Origin of the sequence: Micromonospora sp. NPDC049240, assembly GCF_040647835.1 — a bacterium.
In the GTDB taxonomy this organism is placed as follows: domain Bacteria; phylum Actinomycetota; class Actinomycetes; order Mycobacteriales; family Micromonosporaceae; genus Micromonospora.
In genome coordinates this window covers 21,161-41,414 of sequence record NZ_JBEZCX010000017.1, presented here as the reverse complement: position 1 = coordinate 41,414, position 20,254 = coordinate 21,161, and the positions used below count along the sequence as shown (strand labels likewise).

Below are 20,254 nucleotides of genomic sequence, written 5' to 3'. Positions count from 1 at the left end.
CGTGGCCGGGCGGTCAGGCCGGCAGTCGCCAGACCTGGTTGGCGCCGCCGAAGCAGTCCCAGATCTGCAACCGGGTGCCGTCGGCGGAGCTGTTGTCGGTGGCGTCCAGGCACCGGTTCGACACCGGGTTGCGCAGCGTGCCGTTGCTCTGCGCCTGCCAGACCTGCGCGCCGGTGCCGTTGCAGTCCCAGAGCTGGATCTTCGTGCCGTTCGCGGTGCCGGCGCTTGTCACGTCGAGGCACTTGCCCAGCGACCGCAGCGTGCCGTCGCCGCCCACGGTCCAACTCTGCGCGGCGGTGCCGTTGCAGGTGTAGAGCTGGATCGCGGTGCCGTTGGCGGTGCCGGCGGCGGCGACGTCGACGCACTTGCCGCCGATGCCGGTGATCGGCCCGGTACGCCCGGACGGCGGTGGCGTGGTGCCGCCGCCGGTGACCGTGTCGTAGATCGCGCTGACCAGCGACGTCGCGCCGGTGGTGTCCTGGGACAGCTCCCAGTTCATCATGCCGCCGGCGTTCGCCAGGGCCCACTGCGTCTTGCGCTTGACCGTCGGGATGCCGTTGTAGCACTGCTGCGCGCCGCCGGCCGTGGTGCAGTCCCGGTTGGCGTTGGCCGGGTCCATGCCGACCAGCGCCGCGTACGTGTAGTAGCCGGGCCGGCTGTAGAACGGCACGCCGAGCACCGCCTTGGCGGCGGGCAGGCCGCGCGCCTTCCACCCGTTCACGGCGGCGATCGACCAGTCGTAGTTGGCGTGCGGGCTGCCGCCGTCGTACGCCATGATGTTGAGCCAGTCCACCGAGCCGAAGACCGCGGTGGGTACGCCGTTGACGTAGTAGCCCTCGGCGACCACGGCGGCGGTGAGCAGTTTGCCGCGGCTGTGCAGGGCGCTGCCGAGTTGCTGCATCAGCAGCGTGTAGTTGCTGGCGGACGCGCCCGGGTCGGGGTACTCCCAGTCGATGTCGACCCCGTCGAGGTTGTACTGGTTGACGAAGGCGACCACGTTGTTCACGAACGCGCCGCGGGCGCCGGAGTTGGCGGCGAGCGCCTCGAACGCGGAGTCGTCGCCGTCGTTCCAGCCGCCGATGGCGATGGAGACCTTGACGTTGTTGGCGTGCCCGAGTGAGACCAGCGAGGAGAGTTTGCTCGGGTTCTCCACCGCGCGCAGGCTGCCGTCGCCGTTGGGCAGCACGAAGGCGTAGTTGACGTGGGTGAGTTTGCCGTACTGGATGCTGGTGACGCTGCCGCTCCACGACGGCATGTAGCCGACGCTCTTGAAGCCGTTGGGCAGCACCACCGCCTCGGCGGCGGAGGGGGTGAGGGCGAGCGTCGCGGCGGCGGTGGCCAGCGCGAGCGCACCGGCGGCGAGGCGGCGCCGGAGGTGGGGTGTGGGCATCGAGGGCCTTCCCGGGGGACGGGGGCGGACAGGGGGTGTTCCTCGAGGTGGACCAAATATTAAAGACTATTAACTAAGCCGTCAATGATGTACTTCGATGAGTCAGGCGGCGTACGCGGAGAGTTGCGCGAGCTGTCCGGCGGGCCAGCCGGTGTTGCCGGTGAACCGCACCCGCAGGTACCGGACCGGGGTGGCGGTGAACGTCAGCGTCGCCTGGTTGCCGGTGGCCGGGTCGAACCGGACGCCGACCGGCCCGGTCAGCGTGGTGAACGTCGTGCCGTCCGTGCCGCCCTGCACCGCGAGCGTCTGGGTCCGGGCCTCCCAGCCGGCCGGCAGCGCGAGCACCAGGCGGGCCACCGGCCCGGTCGCGCCGAGGTCGACCTGCCACCACTGCGGGAACGCGCCGTTGGCCGACTCCCAGTACGTGCCCCGGTCGCCGTCGACCGCGTTGCCGGCGCCGAACGGCCCGTTCTGCTGGCTGCTCGCCGACGCCGGCCGACCGGCCGCCAGGTCGCCGCCGGGCGGCTGCCCGCCCCCGGTCACCGGCGGCGTGGGCCGCACCGCCGTGAGCGCCAACTGGCCCTTGAGCATCCGGCCACCGTCGGCGGTGATCCGCAGGTAGTAGTCCGCCGAGCAGGCGGTGCCGTCCTCGTCGAGCGCCCGGATCCCGGTCCCGGCCGGGGTGGCCGCCGCCGTCTCGCTGGTCTTGGCGATCTGGTTGCCCTCGTTGAACTCGTCGAACATGGACACGTAGAGGCCATGCGCGCCGAGCCGCACCATGTTGTAGAGGTGCCGCCAGTAGAAGTCACCGTGCCGCCGGTGGCCGGCGGACAGGTCGCCCGGCATCACGCAGGGCTGGTAGTCGATGCCGTGCGCGGCGCAGTCGGCCAGGTCGGGCGCGTTGACGTTGGTGAGGAACCAGTCCAGTCCGTCGAGCGTGCCGGTGCGCCCGACCATCCACGGCGACAGCATGTCGAACGCGTGGTAGACGTCGGCGAAGCCGGGGCGGGAGTCGTTGATCCCCTGCCGCCAGTACGTCGGCACGCCACCGATGACGTAGCAGCCCTGGGCCTTGAGCCACCGCACCACGTCCAGGCAGGCGGCGGGCGCGAACGGCCGGCCGTCGTCGGCGAAGCCGAACCCCCACACGCAGACCACCGGCTTGCCGTTCTGCCGGGCGTACGCCGGTGAGGCGGTGTGCGCCGACATCTTCGTCGACCAGTCCTCCTTGAGCTGCGACTGCATCGCCGTCCAGCCGGTCACGTCGTACATCACGTAGAACTTGCGGCCGAACCGCTCCGCCGCCGAGCGGACCTTCACCGCCATCGCGTCGCGGGTCGGCCCCTCGTCGCCGAACGGGTTGAACCGTTGCAGCGCCGCGGTGTCGCAGCCGTACTCCTGCATCCAGCGGAAGTGGGTGTCCACGGTCTGCTGGTCGTAGGAGGAGAAGAGCGTGGCCGGCCGGCCGTCGCCGAGATTCGGATAGGCGGTGGGGTAGCCGCGGGCGTACTCCCGCATGTCCGGCCAGGACACGATCGTGGTGTTCGCCGGCGAGGGGGACTGGAACCGGTCCCGGCTCCAGTGCCACCAGCCGCCGATCGGGGCCCCGTCGCCGGGGCAACTGAACCAGCCCTGGTAGCCGACGGAGACCTTGCCGACCACGTCGCCGGGGGGACTGGCGGCGGCCGCGGGGGCGGGGGAGAGCGCGAGGTCGGGCAGCGCGGCGAGCGCGGACCCGGCCACCACGGACCGGATCAGGGTACGGCGGGTGGGCGCCATGTGGACCGCTCCTTCGAGGGGGAGGAAGAAATTGACGGTCATCATGACAGCGCGCGACATGAAACTGCAATACTAAGACAGGTCGATGAAACAAACAGCGTGAGGGGCGGCCCGCCGGTGGCGGACCGCCCCTCGATCGTGCGTCGGTCAGGCGACCGAGGCCGGGAACCGCTCCCAGACCCGGTGCGCCGCCATCAGTTGCCGCACCGACTCCAGCGCCTGCGCGCCGGAGCCCGCGGTCACCACGCCCGGCGAACCGGCCACCCCGGTCAGTCGCAGCACCTCGGCGCCGGCGCCCCACGCGCCGATCGCCTTGGCGTGCCGCCAGGCCTCCTCGACCAGCAGCGACACCCGCGGGTCGACGGCGGTCGCACCCGGCGCGCCGGCCTTGGCGTCCCGCGCCGGCAACGCGTCCGGCGCCGGCGCCGGCGCGCCGGCCAGCAGGACCGCGTCGAACTCGACGGAACGGGCCGTGGCGAACGTACGCTGCACCGGCAGCCCGCCCACCGTGCCACCGTGCGCGGCGATCAGCAGCGGCACCATGCCGGCCGCGAACACCGCGCGCTGGACCTGCGCGACGTCGTCGAGGTCACCGTCGGCGTCGACCACGATGCCCACCATCCGGCCGTCGGCCGGCCACTCCCGGCCGACCTGGGACAGCGCCGGGCTGGGCTGCACCTCGGCCAGCGGCACGGTCGGCTGCGGCGCGGGCAGCCCCAGGCCGGTGGCGACCCGCTCGCAGAGCACCGGGTCGATGTTGGCCAGGCACTGGAGCTGCCGCTCCTTGATCGCCTGGTGGTAGCACTTGCCCAGCTCGAACGTGTACGCCCGGATGATGTGCTCCTTCTCCACCGGCGACATGCTCGCCCAGAAGAGCCGGACCTGGCTGTAGTGGTCGTCGAAGGAGGCCGGCGCGGCCCGGACCTTCGGCGCCTCGGCCACCGTCACCGGCACGTCGACGAACGCGTGCTCCCGGTCACCGGCCGGGAACGGGTTGCCGCCGTCGAGCGAGTTCGGTCGGTAGGGCGCCACCCCGGCGTGCACCGCCTGCTGGTGGAAGCCGTCCCGGAGCATGTCGTTGACGTCGGCGTGCGGCCGGTTGATCGGGATCTGGGTGAAGTTCGGCCCGGCCAGCCGGGTGAGCTGGGTGTCCAGGTACGAGAAGAGCCGACCCTGCAACAGCGGGTCGTTGGTGACGTCGATGCCCGGTGGCAGGTGCCCCAGGTGGAACGCCACCTGCTCGGTCTCGGCGAAGAAGTTGCGCGGCGTCCGGTTGAGGGTGAGCGTGCCGATCGCCTGCACCGGCGCCAGCTCCTCCGGCACGATCTTCGTCGGGTCGAGCAGGTCGATCCCGGCGAACGTCTCCTCCGGCGTGTCCGGGAAGACCTGGATGCCCAGCTCCCACTGCGGGTACGCGCCGGCCTCGATGGCGTCGTACAGGTCGCGGCGGTGGAAGTCCGGGTCGATGCCGTTGATCAGCTGCGCCTCCTCCCACTCCAGCGAGTGCACCCCGAGCTTCGGCTTCCAGTGGAACTTGACGAGCACCGTCGCGCCGGCGTCGTCGACCAGGCGGAACGTGTGCACGCCGAAGCCCTCCATGGTCCGGTAGGACCGCGGGATGCCCCGGTCGGACATGTTCCAGATGGTGTGGTGCTGCGCCTCGGTGTGCAGCGAGACGAAGTCCCAGAACGTGTCGTGCGCGCTCTGTGCCTGCGGGATCTCCCGGTCCGGGTGCGGCTTGGCAGCGTGGATGATGTCCGGGAACTTGATCGCGTCCTGGATGAAGAAGACCGGCATGTTGTTGCCGACCAGGTCGAACGTGCCCTCGTCGGTGTAGAACTTGGTGGCGAAGCCCCGGGTGTCGCGGACCGTGTCCGCCGAGCCGCGCGAGCCCAGCACGGTCGAGAAGCGGACGAAGACCGGCGTCTCGCGCCCCTTCTTCAGGAAGCCGGCGCGGGTGACCTGCTCGGCCGCGCCGTTGGCGACGAAGACACCGTGCGCGCCGGCGCCGCGGGCGTGCACCACCCGCTCCGGGATCCGCTCGTGGTCGAAGTGCATGATCTTCTCGCGCAGGTGGTGGTCCTGGAGCAGCACCGGGCCGCGCGGACCGGCCTTGAGCGAGTGGTCGGTGTCGCGCAGCCGGACGCCGTTGGCGGTGGTGAGGTACGCCCCCTGCTGCCCCTTGGCGATCTTCGGCACGCCGGTCTCCGCGCCGGTCGGGGTACGCGTGTCCGGCGCGCCCTGCTCGCTCTTGGGCGGCAGCGGGCCGTGCGGCGCGGTCGGCTCCTCGATCGACGGTGGGGCGCTGCCCGGCGCGCCCGGCACGTCCGGCGTCAGCGCCTCGCCGACCTTCTCGACAGCGGCCTCGACGACACCTTTGACGACCTGGGCGGGCTTGCTGGAGTCCATCAGGCTCTGTCCTCCCTGCGGCGTTTTGACCTAGCCTTCAGGGCCCTACCCTGGACGGGGGAGGACAAACACGGATCACCCGGACGGAGTGGTCAGCGGTGCGGCACGACCACCGCGGTCACCACCAGCCCGCGCTCCACCAGCCAACGGCCGTCGAGCACGTCCAACGGCGGCCCGCCGTCGGTCCGCGTACCGTCGATCAGCACCCGGGCGGTGAACCGGCCGGCCGGGTCCAGCGTCAGCTCAGCCTCCTCGAAGCCGAGCCACCGGCTGGTCAACGGGTACCACGCCTTGTAGACGGACTCCTTCGCGCTGAACAGCAGTCGGTCCCAGTGCACGCCCGCGTCGGCGGCGCGCAGCCCGGCCAGGTGCGCCGGCTCGCCGGCGACGGTGACCGCGTCGGCCACCCCCTCGGGCAGCGGCCCGTGCGGCTCGGCGTCGATGCCCAGCCCGGCCAGCGCGGCGGCCGGGGCCACCACCGCCGCCCGGTACCCGGCGCAGTGGGTGATGCTGCCCACCACACCGGCCGGCCAGAGCGGCTCCCGCCGGGGGCCGGGGCGGATCGGGGCCGGCGGGTACCCGAGCCGGGCCAGCGCCTCCCGCGCGCAGCGCCGGGCGGTGACGAACTCCTGACGGCGGCTGGCCACCGCGCGGGCCACCAGGTCCTCCTCCCCGGGGTACGGCTCGTCGCCGGCCCGGTCGGTGAACGCCTCGACGGCCACCGCCGCCGACGGCAGCAACGCCTCGATCACGGGGCGCCGCCGAGGATCCGCAGCATCGGGCGCGGCTCGTCGCCCCGGCGGCCCCACTCCCGCGGGTAACCCAGCGACACCTCCTCGAACCGCACCCCGTCGTAGTGGGTGGTGCGGGGGATGTGCAGGTGGCCGTAGACCGCGACGGCGGCCCGGTGCCGCACGTGCCAGTCGGCGCTGCGCTCGGTGCCGCACCACTGCGCGAACTCCGGGAACCAGAGCACGTCGGTGGGCTGACGGACCAGCGGCCAGTGGTTGATCAACACGGTCGGCAGCGCCGGGTCGGTCGCCGCCAGCCGCCGTTCGGTCGCCGCCAGCCGCGCCCAGCACCATGACTCCCGGTCCGGGTACGGGTCGGGATGCAGCAGCATCTCGTCGGTGCACACCACCCCGGACTCGTACGCCACGCGCAGCGACTCCTCCTTGGTGGACGTGCCCGGGGCGCGGAACGAGTAGTCGTAGAGCAGGAACAGCGGGGCCACGGTGACCGGCCCGTCCGCGCCCTGCCACACCGGATAGTCGTCCTCCGGGGTGAGCACGCCCAGGCCCCGGCACATGGCGACGAGCGCCTCGTAGCGTGCCACCCCGCGCAGCGTCACCGGGTCGGTGGGATGGGTCCACAGCTCGTGGTTGCCGGGCGCCCAGACCACCCGGGCGAACCGGTCGCGGAGCTGCGCCAACGTCCGCTCGATGTCGGCGAACAGCTCACCGACGTCGCCGGCCACGATCAGCCAGTCGTCCGCCGACTCCGGTCGCAGGCCGTCCACCACCGCCCGGTTCTCCGGGTACGACACGTGGAGATCACTGACCGCGTACAGCGCACCCGTCATTCGGCCGATCTTGCCAGCGACGGTCCCGAATGGCCAGGCGCGGGAGGGCGGTGTTCAGCCGATCAGGTCGGCGACCCGGTCGACGGCGCGCAGCAGCTCCCGCGCGATGCCCGGCTCGGCCGCCGAGTGGCCCGCGTCCGGCACGATCCGCAGCTCCGCCTCCGGCCACCGGCGGGCCAGGTCGTACGCGGACACCGGCGGGCAGCACAGGTCGTAGCGGCCGTTGACGATCACGGCCGGCAGGTGGCGGATCCGGTCCACGCCGTCGAGTAGTTGCCCCTCCGCGAGGAAGCCGCCGTGCACCGCGTAGTGCGACAGGATCCGGGCGATCGGCAACGCCTGCGCGTCGGCGGTGAAGTGTTCGAGCACCGCCGGGTCGGGGCGCAGCGAGGAGTTCACCGCCTCCCACCGCCCCCAGGAGCGCGCGCAGGCCCGCGCCACGTCGGCGTCCGGGCCGTGCAACCGCCGGTGGTAGGCGGCCAGCACGTCGTCGCGTTCGGCCGGCGGGATCGGGGCGACGAACCGCGCCCACTCCTCGGGCTGGAGGTGACGCAGGCCGCCCTGGTAGAACCAGTCCCGCTCGCTGCGCCGCAGCAGCAGCACGCCGCGCAGCACCAGGCCGGTCACCCGGTCCGGGTGCGCCTGCGCGTACGCCAGGCCGAGCGTGACACCCCACGAACCGCCGAACACCAGCCACCTGTCGATGCCGAGCCGCCGCCGGATGGTCTCCAGGTCGGCCACCAGGTGCCCGGTGGTGTTGGCCCGCAGCTCGCCGAACGGGGTGCTGCGGCCCGCGCCGCGCTGGTCGAACAGCACCGCGCGGTAGCGCCCGGGATCGAAGAACCGCCGCGCCGCCGGCACCAGACCACCGCCGGGCCCACCGTGCAGGAACACCACGGGTACGCCGTCCGTCCGGCCGACCTCCTCCACGTGCAGGACGTGGCCGTCACCGACCGGGACCCGGTGGGTGGCGTACGGCTCGACGGGCGGGTGGAGGGCGACTCCGGTCATGCCCGGGGATTCTGCCCGCCCGACCCGCGTCGCGTGGGCCCGCTCAGCAGGCGACGTTGCCGCCGAGGTTGTCGAGCAGCGCGTCGGCGACCCAGCCGGAGACACCGGTGGTGGTGTCCCGCAGGTAGGTCCAGGTGTAGGTGGTGTGCCCGTTCGCGCTGACCCGGTCGCCGCTGGCGAAGCAGTGGAAGTCGACGTTGTGGCTGAGCTGGCCGTAGCCCAGGGAACCGCAGGTGGTGTGCGGGCCGCTGCGGATGTTGACGTTGGTGGCGTTGAAGAGCTGGCCGAACTTGGTGTCCACGTTGGAGTGGGAGTGGCTACAGCTCGCGCTGGCCGGCGCCGCCGCGCCCACCACCGCGACCCCCGCCGCGGCGACGGTCAGGAGCGCCGCCGCGCCGATCGAGGATGCCTTCCGCATGTCGAACCCCCGAAGTCGAGACGGCAAATTGATCCACATATTTGCATATCGCAAACGCGGGTGGCAAGGGTGTCGGGGATCAGCGCTCCGCCCGCGCCCGGGCACGCCGTAGTCGCAGGTGCCGGCGTACCGCGTCCCGGCTCAGGCTCATGCACGCGATCCGATCGTCGAGGCGGGCCAGTTCGGCGGTGAAGAGCGCGACCATCTCGCCCTCCTCGTCGCCCGGCCCCCCGCCGGCCACCGGGCCGTACGGGTCGCGGAGCAACGGCAGGATCAGCCGGGTCGGCAGCCCCGACCTGATCAGGCTGCTGACCAGCGTGGCCCGGTCCACGTCCGCCTCGGCGTACCGCCGGTAGCCGCTCGGGGCGCGCGCCGGCGTCAGCAGCCCGCGCTCCTCGTAGTACCGCAGCATCCGCACCGGAATTCCGGTCCGCCGGGACAGCTCACCGATCCGCACGGCGACTCCTTGACTCTCACATCGATGTAAGACTTTACGGTGCTGGCCATGACCACTCAACCCTCCGGATCCGCCGCCCCGCCGGGCCCGCCGCCGCCCGGGCCCGACCTGATCCGCGCCGGCGTCGTCACCCGGTTCGGTGGACCCGACGTGCTGCGCACGGTCCGGCTGCCACGACCCGTCCGGGCGCCCGGACACGCCCTGGTCCGGGTGCACGCGGCGTCGGTCAACCAGGGCGAGACGAAGATCCGCCGCGGGCTCGTGCCCGAACTCGGTCCGCCGCCACTGGTCCTCGGCTCGGACCTGTCCGGCACCGTCGTCGAGGCCGCGCCGGACGGCCGGTTCCGGGTCGGGGACGAGGTCTACGGCATCCACTTCATCGGGACGTACGCGGAGGTCGTCTCGGTACCGGAGGCGAGCCTGGCCACCCGGCCCGCCACCGTGGACCACCCGACGGCGGCCGCGCTGCCGGTCGCGGCGCGCACCGCGCTCCTCGCCGTCGTCGAGTACGCGGACCTGCGCCCCGGCCAACGGATCCTGATCCACGCCGCCGCCGGCGGGGTCGGCCACCTCGCGGTCCAGCTCGCCCGGCAACGCGGCGCGTACGTGTTCGGCACGGCCCGCGCCGCACACCACCGGTTCCTGCGCGACCTCGGCGTGCACGAACCCGTCGACTACACCCGCACCGACTTCCGCCGCGTCGCCCGCGACGTGGACGTCGTCCTCGACCTGGTCGGCGGCGACTACGGACGACTGTCGCTCGACGCGCTCCGCCCGGACGGCCTGCTGCTCGGCGCCGCGCTGGACCCGGGCGTCACGGAACAGCAGGCCCACCGACGGGGCCGACGCTACCGTTGGCTGGGCGGGACACAACTGACCCGGCCGCTCGACACGATCCGCGACCTCGTCGACGCGGGACAGCTCACGGTCCACATCGAGCGGAGCTATCCACTGTCCGAGCTGGCCGCCGCGCACGCGCGCGCCGACACCGGCCGGGTCACCGGCAAGCTCGTCGTCACGCTCGACGACGAGCCCGCCGCGGACGGCGTCGCCTGACCGTCAGGCCGGGGCGCGGACGCCGGTGTCCGGCCCGGTGGTCTCCGCCTCGGGCACCGCGCGGGGCGCCGGCGTCCGCACCGCGAACGCGTCGAAGCTCGGCCCGTCCAGCCGCTCGATGAACGGCTCGGCGCGCGGCCGGTCGACGTCGTCCCGCTCGGCCTCCGCGCGCCCGGCCCGGGGCCGGTCGTGCTCGTCCCGCTCGACCTCCGCCCGCTCGACCTCCGCCCGGTCGGTGTCGGTCCGCTCGACCGGCACCGGCTCGGTCGCCGCCGCGACGGTCCCCATCAGCCGCGCCGCCACCTGCGGATACTCGGCGGTCTCGCCACCACCCGCGGCGGCCGCCATCACCGCCGCCGCGGCCAGGTCCGCCACCCGCTTGGCCTCCCGCTGCACCCGGGCCCGCGTCTCCTTGGCGTGCTGCTCGGCCAGCTCCGCCGCGCGCCGCGCCTCGTCCAGCCGCTTGGTCTCGGCGGTCAGGTCCCGGCGTACGCCGACCAGCCGCTCCTCCAGCTCGGCGCCGGCCCGCTCGATCGTGGTGATCTCCCCACGGGCCTGCTCCAACTGCTTGCCGACGGTCTCCAGCTCGCCCTTGAGCTGGGCCAGCGCCTCCTGCCGCTGCTGGATCTCCCGCTGCACGGCGGTGAGCCGCACCTGGTGCGCCGCGGTCTCCTCGTCGGCCCGCTCACGCACCTCGGTCGCGTACTGCTGGGCCTCGGCGACCAGCGCGGCGATGTCCCGCTCGGCGGCCGTCGCCCGGTCGGCCAACTCCTGCTCGGCCGCGGCCCGCCGCTCGTCCAGCTCGCGGGCCATGGTCGCCTGCCACTGGGCCAGCTCCTGCTGGGCCTTGCTCCGGTTGGCCTGCACCTCCTGCTGGATCTGGGTGCGGGCGGCCTTCACCAGCGCCTCGGACGCGGACCGGGCCTGCTCGACCTGCTGCGTGGTCTGCTCGCTGATCCGCTTCGCCTCCTGCTGGGCCCGGTCGTGCACGGCCTGACCCTCGGCGCGCAGCTTCTCCGCCAGCTCCCGGACCGCAGCCAGTTCCGCCTGCGCGGCGACCCGGCGCTCCTCGTCGGCCCGCTCCTGCTCGGCCCGGCGGCTGGACAGTTCCTCCTCCAGCTCGCGCCGGTCTCGGGCGGCCTGCTCCTGGGCCGCGGTCAGCACCCGCTCGGCCTGGGCCTGGAAGTCGTCGGCGCGCTTGGTGGCCATCTCGGTGATCTGGCCGGCCTGCTTCTCGGCCAGGTCGAGGATCTGGTCGACCATCGGGCCGAGGTCGCGGAACGACGCCCGGTCCACCGCCGTCGGACGGTCCCGCAGCTCGACCGTCTCGGCCTGCGCCCGCTGCACCTGCGTGGTCAGGTCACGGATCTGGGCGTACGCCCGGTCCCGGGCGGCGGTCAACGCGCCGATCTCGCCGTCCATCTGCTCGACGTACCGGTCGACCTGCCGTTTGTCGTAGCCGCGCAGCGCCGGGTCGAACCGCGGTCGCGCGGACACGTCGTCGTGGGGTGCGAACGGTTCCTCACCGTTGGACATGCGCCATCCTCCGTCGGTTCGCCAGCGCCAGGCCGCGGGGCACGATGAGGCGCAACGGTACCGTGTGCGCGCGCGGCGCTCGCCCCGCCCCGCCCCCGGCCCGCCGGTCGGTCCGACGGTCAGACCGGGAAGTGCGGATTCCCCGCCGTCAGGCGGATGGTGAAACCGTCGACGTCCCGGTGGTGCGTCACGTGGTCGCAACTCTGGTGGCTGATCCACAATCCCAGGCCACCCTCGGTGCCGTCACCGGCCGGCAGCAGCCCGGCGTACGGGTCCTTGGGGCCGGCGCCCCGATCGTGGACGCTCACCACCATCCGGTCCGATGCGGACCACAACCGCAGGCGCACCGGCGGCGTCCCGTGCCGCGTCGCGTTGCACACCACCTCGCTGACGGCCATCACCAGGTCCTCGACGCCGTCGGGCGGAAGGTGCCCGGGGTCGGCGGCGCGGACCGCCTCGCGGGCCTGGGCCGGCGTCGGGTCGGTCAGCTCGACCAGCGGCGTCGTGTGCTGAACCGGGTCCAGCGGGGCCGGCCGGCACTCCGCCAGATAGGTCGACGGCGCGGTGTAGGCGCCGGTCGGCTCGTGGCTGCCGTCCGGCCGGGCGATCCGGGGATGGGTACGCACCACGTCGGCCAGCACGTGCGGCGGCACGACTCGCCGGTCGTAGGCGCAGATGCCCCAGATCGGGAAGTCGTCGTAGGCGTGGTTGATCGCCGACTCGTAACGGGCCCACGCGTCCCAGGTCGCGCCGAGCAGCGCCGGTGGCAGCTCGCCGACCATCCGGAGCTGCGCCGTGCCCACCGTGACCGAACCGAACCACTCCCGGTAGGCCCGGATCGCCGCGGCGGGTCGGGCGTAGACGTCCCCGCCGGGCAGGTAGGTGACCTCCGCGTCGGTGGGCAGCGCCCGGCGCACCAGCTCGGCGTGGTGCGCGTCGAGGCTCACCGCCACGCGTTCGCCGGCCTTGATGCCGCCCAGCAGGAACGGCAGCGCCACGGCCAGCAACTCGTCGTCGGAGTCGTAGAGGAGCGCCTCGTGGAAGTAGCCCACGTGGCCGGCGGCCGCGCCGGTCCTCACCGGACCACCTCCACCCGTACCTCGGTCAGGCCCAGCAGCTCGACCAGCCGGGCCGTGGCCGGCCGGCCGGTGCGCAGCACCGCGACCGCGTCGTGCCGACGGGCGTGGTCGCGCAGGTGCAGCAGGCTGCGGTGGTCGACGAAGCGCAGCCGGGTCGCGTCGACCACCAGCCGCCCGGCCGTGGGGCGCGGATCGGCCCGCTCCAGCGCGGCGGCGAAGAGCCGGTGGTCGGTCGGGTCCAGCTCGCCGCCGAGCGCCACCACCGCGTCACCGCCGCCGGCGTACAACCGGAACGGCACGTCGGTGTTGGTCTCCGGATGCATGCAGGCCAGCTCCGCGATCGCTGCGTCGCCGAGCACCCGCCGGTCGTAGGCGCAGACCGCCGACATCGGCCGGTGCCGCAGCCAGTGGTCGATGCGGTGCTCGTAGCGGGCGAAGGCGTCGCGCTGCGCGACGGTGCGGACCAGGCTGGTCGCCTCGGCCAGCACCCGCAGGCCGGTGTGGCCGGCGGCCAGCGCCTCGGTGGTGGCCCGCGCGTACGCCTGCACCTGCCGCTCCGGGTCGACGACCTCGTCGTGGCGGTAGGCGTGGCCGACCGGGAACAGCCGGACCGCGCCGCGTCGCCGCGCGGCGTCGAAGCCGGGCACCGAGCCCAGTCGCCGGGCCACGGTGTCGGCCTCCTCCGGGCCGACCAGCCAGACCTGCTCGCCCGCGGCGAGACCGGTGGTGACCTGCTCGACCGCCCAGGCGTGGAACACCACCGGGTCGTCGTAGGCGAGGCAGGCATGGCCGTGGCCCGGGTCCGTCACGCCCCCGTCGGTCACCGGCTCCGCCTCATCGACCCATCCTATGCCGCGACGAACTGGAGATCGCGCCAGGCGGTGGCGTCGAGCGGCGGGTCACCCAGCGCGAAGTCGGCCCAGTTGTTCCAGTACGCGATCGCGTCCACGTCGGTCTGCTGACGCAGCCAGCCGACGTGGTCCCGGACCGCCTGCGCCCGGCCGGCGCCGGTGGTGTCGGCGGTGGTCCGGCTCAGCCCGTACTCGGGCACCAGCAGCCGGACGCCGGGGCAGGCGGCGCGCACCTTGCCGAAGGCCACCCCGAACATCCGGGAGGCGGGCCAGTACGCGGCGGTGTCCCGCGAGAAGCAGTCCACGCCGTAGTGCGTCATGCCCGGATAGGCCCAGTCGGCCGGGTCGCCGCCGCCCTCGTCCAGCCAGTAGCGGGTGACGATCGGGCCGTGCCCGAGCACCCAGCGCCGGTTGGGGTGCCCGGCCACGATCTGGGTCACCCGGCCCGCGGTGGCCCGGTACGTCGCCGGCGGCACGTCGCCCATCGGTTCGTGCCACCAGGTCAGGTAGATCGGCCGGCGCACGCCGTCGAGCCAGCCCGCCAACTGCTCGACGTCGTCCTTCCAGGAGACGTGCATGACGGCCGACGGCGCGTCGACGAACTTGCCGGCGTCGAGCGCGGGCAGCTCCGGCAACGCGTCGGCGTCCGGGCCGTCGGTGCCGTAGTCGCGCATGTAGCGGATGCCCGGATAGTCGGCGACCACCTGCCGGGTCCGGGCCCCCTTCTCGGCGCTCATCCCGACCAGCAGCGGCACCGTCAGCGTGAGGGTGCCGGCGCCGGTGCGGCCGGCGCCGTCCCGCGCCGTCGCGGTCACCGTGACCGGACCCCGGCCGGCCAGGACGGTGACCGTGAAGGTGGTCGGGTCGGTCCCGCTCGGGATGACCGTCACGCCGGGCGACATGCTGGTGAGCTGGATGGTCAACGGGACGCTCAGGTCCACCCGGACCGGAGCGTCCCAGGCGGCGCCGGTGGGGTCGCTGACCCGGCCGGCGACGGTGAGCAGCCGCGAGTCGGGGTGGTAGGCGTCGACCCGTACGGTGGTCGACTGCCCGGGCAGCAGGACGGTTCGGGTGGCGGTGACGGAACGGATCACGGGTGCGGCCATCGCGGTCTCCTTCGGTGGGCTCGTACGCGCTCCGGCCGCACGTCCTCGGGTGGCCAGAATGGCTCTGACCTGCGCTTTCCTCAGCTTGCCCCGGATCGGCGCGAATCGCCACAGGTAGGCGCAGATGGCGCGAAACCCGGTCTCCGGGCCGGTCGTCCGCCGGCCGGTGGGATCAGGGAAGGGGCCGGGCGATGTCGCGGGCGTGGTCGGTCACGGCGGCGCCGACCACGGTGGCGGTCAGCGGCAGCACCTCCAGGCAGCGACGCACCGCGGCGGCCATCAGCGGGTTCGGCACCCGCATGGAGAGCGTGCAGTGCGGCACCCAGCGCCCCGGCCGGTAGTGCTCCACCACGCCGACACCGGCCCGGGCCAGCCGTTCGTGCACCCCGGCGTGGTGGGCCAGCAGCTCCGACGTGGGCGCCGGCCCGAGCCAGAGCACCCGTCCGACGAACTGGCCGGCGTGCTGGAACTCCAGGCGCAGCGGCGCGGCCACCACCGTCCCGGCGAGCGCCGCGGCCACCCGTTCCGGGTCGAGGCGGGGCGCGACGGCCAGCGAGACGTGCGGGCGGTGCCGCTGCGCCAGCAGCGACCGCATGCTCGGCACCCCCTCGGACTCCAGCAGGTCCCACAACACCCGGATCCGCCGGGAGGCGTCGGTGTCCAGATACAGCTCCAGCGCCGCGACCACCCGACCACCCTAGGCGGCGAGGTTTGCCGCCCCCGCTGGGCGGTACTGCCCCGGGGACGACACGAGACGGTGGGGGAGTGAGGCGCACGTGGACGTGAACGACCTGCTGACCGAGGCGTACGGGCGACTGCCGGACCTGGTCGCCGGAGCACTCGACGGGCTCGACCCGGATCAGCTACGGCAGGCCCCGGCGGACGGGGCGAACCCGGTGGGCTGGCTCGTCTGGCACCTGACCCGGATCCAGGACCACCACGTCGCCGACCTGCTCGGCGAGCGGCAGCTCTGGGTCACCGGCGACTGGGCGGGCCGGTGCGGCCTGCGCCCCGATCCGGACGACACCGGCTACGGCCACGGGCCCGAGCAGATCGCCGCCGTGCGCCCGGAGAACGGTGACGTGCTGCTCGACTACCACCGGGCGGTGGTGGAGCGGAGCGTGGCGTACCTGCGCGGGCTGCGTCCGGCCGACCTGGACCGGGTGGTGGACGAGAACTGGGACCCGCCGGTCACGCTCGGCGTCCGGCTGGTGAGCGTGCTCGACGACGACCTCCAGCACGCCGGGCAGGCCGCCTACGTGCGCGGGCTCATCCGGCGGCGCTGAGCAACGCCCGCGCCCGACCCAGTGCGGCCTGCCCGAGCAGGAAGCACGCCTGCGCCTCGGGGGAGGTGCCCGGCCCGGCGAAGTCCGGCGCGCCGCTGACGCCTGTCACCCGCCCGTACCGGTCCACCCGCCGGGCGGCGGCGGCCAGCAGCTCCGCGCCGGTGTCGAACCACGACGGCGGCAGCCACCCGTCGGCCACCCCGGTCAACGCCGCGTAGCCGAGCAGTTGGGCGGCGTTCGCCTCGCGGAACGTGCCGGGGTCGTCGAGCACGTCGGGAAAGAGGCCGTCGTCGGTGCGGTACCGCAGGCAGGCGGTCAGCACCTCCGCGGCGTGCCCGGCCAGCTCGGCGCGCGTCCCCGCCGGCCAGCCCGACGCCAGGCGCAGCGCCCGGGCGATCCCGGCCACCACCCAGCCGTTGCCGGTGCCCCACGGCTGCGGGCGGTCCAGCTCGCCCCGGTCGGCGTCCCAGCGGGCCGCGTAGAGGCCGGTACGCGTGTCGTGCAGCCGGCGCCGGTGCCCCGTCACCTGGGCGGCGGCCAGCTCCGTCCGGCCGGTCAGCGCGAGCAGCGGCACCACCATGTAGACCGTGTCGGCCCACACCTGGCGGCCGTCCAGCAGGTGGAACAGCGTGCCGTCGGCGTCCCGGGGGGCCCGGCGCGTCAGCCAGTCGAGCTGGGCGTCCAGCGCGGCGGCGTACCTCGGATCGCCGGTGCTGATCGCGGCGTGCCGGACCACCTCGCCGCAGGCGGCGCCGTTCACCGCGCCCACCGACCCGGCCAGCTCACCGAGCCGGCCGTCGGGCCGTTGCCGGGTCACCGCGGCGTCCGCGACGAGCGTCGCCGCGTCGAGGCGGCCCAGGTCGAGCAGCGCCTGCCCGGTGATCCCCTGCTCCCAGGACTCCCGCTGCATGGTCAGCAGCGCGAGCAGCACCCGGTCGGTGGTGGCATCAGCGGTCGTCGACATGAACGTTCCGTACCCGGTGCGCCGGCCCGTCTCACCCGGAGCGGGTGAGTTGGTCTCACCCGGGCGGCGGGAACGCTGCGCCCACGGGCGGAGCCGCACGTCGGGCACCCGCGAGGACGGACAAAGGAGGCAGCGATGACCACCTCGGCCGCGGAGCACCTGGCCCGGGGAGCGGCCGGCCGGCACCCCGAACTGCCGGAGACCACCTCCGGCACCGTCCGCCTCGACCTCCGGGACGGCGGCCGGACGGAACACTGGTATCTGACCATCGACCGGCAGGACGTCCGGGTGGCCCGCTCGGCCGAGGAGGCGGAGCTGATCGTCCACGCCGACCGGGAGGTGTTCGACCGGATCGCCGCGGGCCGCCTGCACGTCGCCGCGGCGCTCCTGAGCAACGCCATCACCGTGCACGGCAACCTGAGACTGCTGATGACGTTGCGCCGGATCTTCCCCGGCCCACCGGACGCCCGGCACCCCCGGGACGTGACCGGCTCCCTCCACCGGCCGGCGGCCCGATGAAGCAGGAACTGGTCTCCGTCCTCACCGGCAACGTGTTCGCCATGGGCGACGCGCAGGGCGACATGGAGGCCCACCCGTGCGCGCCGATCGGCCTGTTCTCCTTCGACACCCGGTTCCTGTGCCGCTGGGTGCTGACGGTCGACGGCGAGCGGCTGCACTCGCTCTCCCGGGACGACCTGACCTACTACGAGACCCGCTACGTGCTGGTACCCGGCGCCGCCAGCCACTACGTGGACGCGGACGTCTCGGTGATCCGTTACCGCTCGCTCGGGGAGACGTTCCACGAGCGGATCACGGTGCTGAACCACGCCGCCGAGCCGGCCGACTTCATCGTGCGGATGGAGATCGGCAGCGACTTCGCCGACACCGCCGAGATCCGCCATCCCGCGCCGCGCCGGCCGGTGGCCACCGCCGACCCGGAGCAGCGCGAGCTGCGGATCCGCTACCAGCGCGGACGGTTCACCCGGGAGACCCGCGTCTCCAGCACCGCGCCGGTCGAGGTCGACCAGCGGGGGATGACGTTCCGCATCCGGGTCGACCCGAACGGCGCGTGGCACACCGACCTGCACGTCCGGATGATCATCCAGGGCGCCGGGGAACGGGACCTGCGGGCCGACATCGAGGCGCACCGCAAGCGGGTCCGGCAGGGCATGCACGACGACCTGGCCCGTTGGCGCGACCAGGCGCCGCAACTCGTCGCCGAACGCCAACCCCTGGCCGCCGCGTACCGGCAGGCGCTGACCGACCTGGCCGCGCTGCGGTACACCCCCCTGGCGTACGCCGAGCGGGTGCCGGTCGGCGGGTTGCCCTGGGCGATGACGCTGTACGGGCGCGACGCGCTGATCACCTGCCTGGAGACGCTGCCGTTCACCCCCGAACTGACGCCGCCGACGCTGCGGATGCTCGCGCTGTTGCAGGGCGGTCAGCTCGACGACTACCACGACGAGGAGCCCGGCAAGATCCTCGGCGAGCTGCGGTACGGCGAGGCGGCCGCGTTCGACGAGGAGCCGACCGCGCTCTACTACGGGGCGGCCGACACCACGCCACTCTTCGTCGTCCTGCTCGACGAGTACGAACGCTGGAGCGGCGACGCGGACCTGGTCCGGCAACTGCGTCACCCGGCCCGGATGGCGCTGGACTGGCTGACCGAGTACGGCGACCCGTACGGCGACGGCTACCTGCGCTACCAGCCGCGCAACACGGTCAACGGGCTGGCCAACCAGACCTGGCGCAACTCGCCGGAGGCGATCGTCGACCGGCACGGCGTCGAGCCGCCGTTCCCGCGCGCCACCGCCGAACTCCAGGGGTACGCGTACGACGCGCGGATCCGGGGCGCCCGGTTGGCCCGGGAGTTCTGGGACGACCCGGAGTACGCCGAGCGGCTGGAGGCCGACGCGGCGCGGCTGCGGGAACGGTTCAACCGGGACTTCTGGCTCCCGCAGCGGGGCTACTACGCGCTGGCGCTCACCCCCGACGGGGAGCCGGTCGACGCGCTCACCTCCGCCCTCGGGCACCTGCTCTGGAGCGGCATCGTGGAACCCGGGCGGGCCGACTCGCTCGCCGCCCACCTGTGCGGGCCGGATCTCTTCTCCGGCTGGGGCGTGCGCACGTACGCCGAGGGGCAGCGGCCGTACAACCCGGTCGGCGCGCACCTCGGCGCGGTCTGGCCGTCGGACAACGCGCTCGTCGCGGCCGGTCTGCGCCGCTACGGGTACGACGCGGAGGCCGCCCAGATCGCCGCCGGCGTGCTCGGGGTGGCGGAGACGCTCGGCGGGTCGGTGCCGGAGGTGATCGCCGGCTACCCGCGCCGGGTCACCAAGTACCCGGTGCAGCTCCCGGCCGCCGGCCGACCGCAGTCGTGGGCCTCCGGCGGCCTGCTGATGCTGGTCGCGGTCATGCTGGGATTGCGTCCGTGCGGCGACAACCTGCTGGTGGACCCGGCCATCCCGGCCGGCTACGGCCGGATCGAGCTGCTCGACGTGCCGGGCCGGTGGGGGCGGACCGACTCGTACGGCCGGGAACGGGCCAGCCGCCGACGGCTGCGGGCCGGCACCCGGGAGGCGGCCTGACCCCGCTGTCAGCCGCCGCGGTCAGCCGGCGCCGTGGCTCGCCGGTGTCGTCGGCTCGGTGGCCGGGGACGGCGGGCCGCCCACCGGGGCCGCCGGTGCCGCACCCGCCCGGGCGAGCAGCCGGTCGACGCCCACGAACAGGAGGCCCAGCAGCCAGAACACCGCGGCGAACCCGAGCGCGCTGAGCCCGACGCCGTCGTAGCCGAGCTGCCCGGCGTCGAGGAACGGGTACGGGTAGCGGTGCACGACGAGCCCGCGCACCAGCGCGAACCCGAGGTACGCCAGCGGGAACACCAGCCACCAGGCGGCGTACCGGGGGCGCAGCCGGCCACGCCTGTCGAACAACGCCCAGTCGGCGACCGCGAGCAGCGGCACCACGGTGTGCAGGAGTTGGTTGCCCCACCACTCGCCCGGATCGCGGTGCGGCTGGGCCATCGCGAACGGGCTCGCCGGATTGGCCAGCACCAGGTGGTAGACCGTGCCGGTGATGGTGATGTAGAGCGTCACCGCGCCCTTGAGCACGCTTGGCGGCTCCGGCCGGCCGCGCGCCGCGCACCAGGCGGCATAGCCGGCGAGGACGCCGACCGCCACGTTGCTCTGGATGGTGAAGTACGGCAGCAGGCCGGTCACCGTGGCCGGGCCGAGCGCGGTGAGCACGATGCCGGCCACCACACCGAGCACCACGGCCAGGCGGAGGAGGATCGCCGGTCGGCGACGCCGCGGGGTCACCGGGGCAAGTTAC

19 protein-coding genes are annotated in these 20,254 nt (G+C 73.9%); 4 read left to right on the top strand and 15 right to left on the bottom strand.

Annotated features, from left to right (window positions below):
* Positions 1 to 13: 13 nt before the first annotated feature.
* The 8 genes from AB0B02_RS24460 to AB0B02_RS24425 all read right to left on the bottom strand — a co-directional run bounded on the left by AB0B02_RS24460 (position 14) and on the right by AB0B02_RS24425 (position 9,046).
* Entirely contained in the window at positions 14 to 1,390 is a 1,377-nt protein-coding gene (locus tag AB0B02_RS24460; RefSeq protein ID WP_308447808.1) for a glycosyl hydrolase family 18 protein, read from the bottom strand.
* Positions 1,391 to 1,492: 102 nt separating this feature from the next.
* Positions 1,493 to 3,169: a discoidin domain-containing protein gene (locus AB0B02_RS24455; protein WP_357303843.1), complete on the bottom strand. Its 1,677-nt coding sequence runs from the start codon at positions 3,167 to 3,169 to the stop codon at positions 1,493 to 1,495.
* A gap of 147 nt (positions 3,170 to 3,316) precedes the next feature.
* Positions 3,317 to 5,578 carry a catalase gene (locus AB0B02_RS24450; RefSeq protein ID WP_357303840.1) on the bottom strand — a complete coding sequence of 754 codons (2,262 nt, stop codon included), beginning with the start codon at positions 5,576 to 5,578 and terminating at the stop codon, positions 3,317 to 3,319.
* Between the two features lie 92 nt (positions 5,579 to 5,670).
* Positions 5,671 to 6,330 (bottom strand): 4'-phosphopantetheinyl transferase superfamily protein, encoded by a 660-nt coding sequence (locus AB0B02_RS24445; protein WP_281934773.1) that lies wholly within the window; start codon positions 6,328 to 6,330, stop codon positions 5,671 to 5,673.
* Positions 6,327 to 7,160 (bottom strand): metallophosphoesterase, encoded by an 834-nt coding sequence (locus AB0B02_RS24440; protein WP_357303835.1) that lies wholly within the window; start codon positions 7,158 to 7,160, stop codon positions 6,327 to 6,329. Before AB0B02_RS24440 ends, AB0B02_RS24445 begins: the two co-directional genes overlap by 4 nt.
* A 54-nt stretch (positions 7,161 to 7,214) precedes the next feature.
* Positions 7,215 to 8,171: a prolyl aminopeptidase gene (pip, locus tag AB0B02_RS24435; RefSeq protein WP_357303832.1), complete on the bottom strand. Its 957-nt coding sequence runs from the start codon at positions 8,169 to 8,171 to the stop codon at positions 7,215 to 7,217.
* A 43-nt stretch (positions 8,172 to 8,214) separates the two neighbouring features.
* Positions 8,215 to 8,589 (bottom strand): hypothetical protein, encoded by a 375-nt coding sequence (locus AB0B02_RS24430; RefSeq protein WP_357303829.1) that lies wholly within the window; start codon positions 8,587 to 8,589, stop codon positions 8,215 to 8,217.
* Between the two features lie 79 nt (positions 8,590 to 8,668).
* A complete protein-coding gene (locus AB0B02_RS24425) occupies positions 8,669 to 9,046 on the bottom strand; it encodes a MerR family transcriptional regulator (protein WP_281934767.1) in 378 nt (125 codons plus the stop codon).
* Positions 9,047 to 9,094: 48 nt separating this feature from the next.
* Between AB0B02_RS24425 and AB0B02_RS24420 the strand changes: the two genes are divergently transcribed.
* The gene (locus tag AB0B02_RS24420) at positions 9,095 to 10,102 is read left to right on the top strand and encodes an NADP-dependent oxidoreductase (protein WP_281934765.1); all 1,008 of its coding nucleotides are present in this window, start codon (positions 9,095 to 9,097) and stop codon (positions 10,100 to 10,102) included.
* A gap of 3 nt (positions 10,103 to 10,105) precedes the next feature.
* On the opposite strand, the gene AB0B02_RS24415 is transcribed toward AB0B02_RS24420, so the two are convergent.
* The 5 genes from AB0B02_RS24415 to AB0B02_RS24395 all read right to left on the bottom strand — a co-directional run bounded on the left by AB0B02_RS24415 (position 10,106) and on the right by AB0B02_RS24395 (position 15,362).
* On the bottom strand, positions 10,106 to 11,638 hold the full coding sequence (locus AB0B02_RS24415) for a hypothetical protein (RefSeq protein WP_357303824.1): 1,533 nt from the start codon (positions 11,636 to 11,638) through the stop codon (positions 10,106 to 10,108).
* Positions 11,639 to 11,757: 119 nt separating this feature from the next.
* Entirely contained in the window at positions 11,758 to 12,717 is a 960-nt protein-coding gene (locus AB0B02_RS24410) for a sensor histidine kinase (RefSeq protein WP_357303821.1), read from the bottom strand.
* Complete coding sequence (locus tag AB0B02_RS24405) at positions 12,714 to 13,541, bottom strand: MEDS domain-containing protein (protein WP_357303818.1); 828 nt, start codon at positions 13,539 to 13,541, stop codon at positions 12,714 to 12,716. The genes AB0B02_RS24410 and AB0B02_RS24405 overlap by 4 nt, the downstream gene beginning before the upstream one ends.
* A 23-nt stretch (positions 13,542 to 13,564) precedes the next feature.
* Positions 13,565 to 14,674, bottom strand: coding sequence for a hypothetical protein (locus tag AB0B02_RS24400; RefSeq protein WP_357303814.1), 1,110 nt, complete (start codon positions 14,672 to 14,674; stop codon positions 13,565 to 13,567).
* 172 nt (positions 14,675 to 14,846) lie between these two features.
* A complete protein-coding gene (locus AB0B02_RS24395) occupies positions 14,847 to 15,362 on the bottom strand; it encodes a 2'-5' RNA ligase family protein (protein ID WP_357303811.1) in 516 nt (171 codons plus the stop codon).
* Positions 15,363 to 15,450: 88 nt separating this feature from the next.
* Here AB0B02_RS24395 and AB0B02_RS24390 point away from each other — a divergent pair, with 88 nt between their 5' ends.
* Entirely contained in the window at positions 15,451 to 15,960 is a 510-nt protein-coding gene (locus AB0B02_RS24390; RefSeq protein ID WP_281934755.1) for a DinB family protein, read from the top strand.
* On the opposite strand, the gene AB0B02_RS24385 is transcribed toward AB0B02_RS24390, so the two are convergent.
* Positions 15,944 to 16,924 carry a glycoside hydrolase family 88 protein gene (locus tag AB0B02_RS24385; protein ID WP_357303806.1) on the bottom strand — a complete coding sequence of 327 codons (981 nt, stop codon included), beginning with the start codon at positions 16,922 to 16,924 and terminating at the stop codon, positions 15,944 to 15,946. The genes AB0B02_RS24390 and AB0B02_RS24385 overlap by 17 nt on opposite strands.
* A 135-nt stretch (positions 16,925 to 17,059) precedes the next feature.
* Here AB0B02_RS24385 and AB0B02_RS24380 point away from each other — a divergent pair, with 135 nt between their 5' ends.
* The gene (locus AB0B02_RS24380; RefSeq protein WP_281934751.1) at positions 17,060 to 17,443 is read left to right on the top strand and encodes an SCP2 sterol-binding domain-containing protein; all 384 of its coding nucleotides are present in this window, start codon (positions 17,060 to 17,062) and stop codon (positions 17,441 to 17,443) included.
* The gene (locus AB0B02_RS24375) at positions 17,440 to 19,512 is read left to right on the top strand and encodes a glycogen debranching N-terminal domain-containing protein (protein ID WP_281934749.1); all 2,073 of its coding nucleotides are present in this window, start codon (positions 17,440 to 17,442) and stop codon (positions 19,510 to 19,512) included. The genes AB0B02_RS24380 and AB0B02_RS24375 overlap by 4 nt, the downstream gene beginning before the upstream one ends.
* 21 nt (positions 19,513 to 19,533) lie before the next feature.
* Here the strand turns inward: AB0B02_RS24375 and AB0B02_RS24370 are convergent, their stop codons facing one another.
* Entirely contained in the window at positions 19,534 to 20,241 is a 708-nt protein-coding gene (locus tag AB0B02_RS24370) for a Pr6Pr family membrane protein (RefSeq protein ID WP_357303801.1), read from the bottom strand.
* Positions 20,242 to 20,254 lie beyond the last annotated feature (13 nt).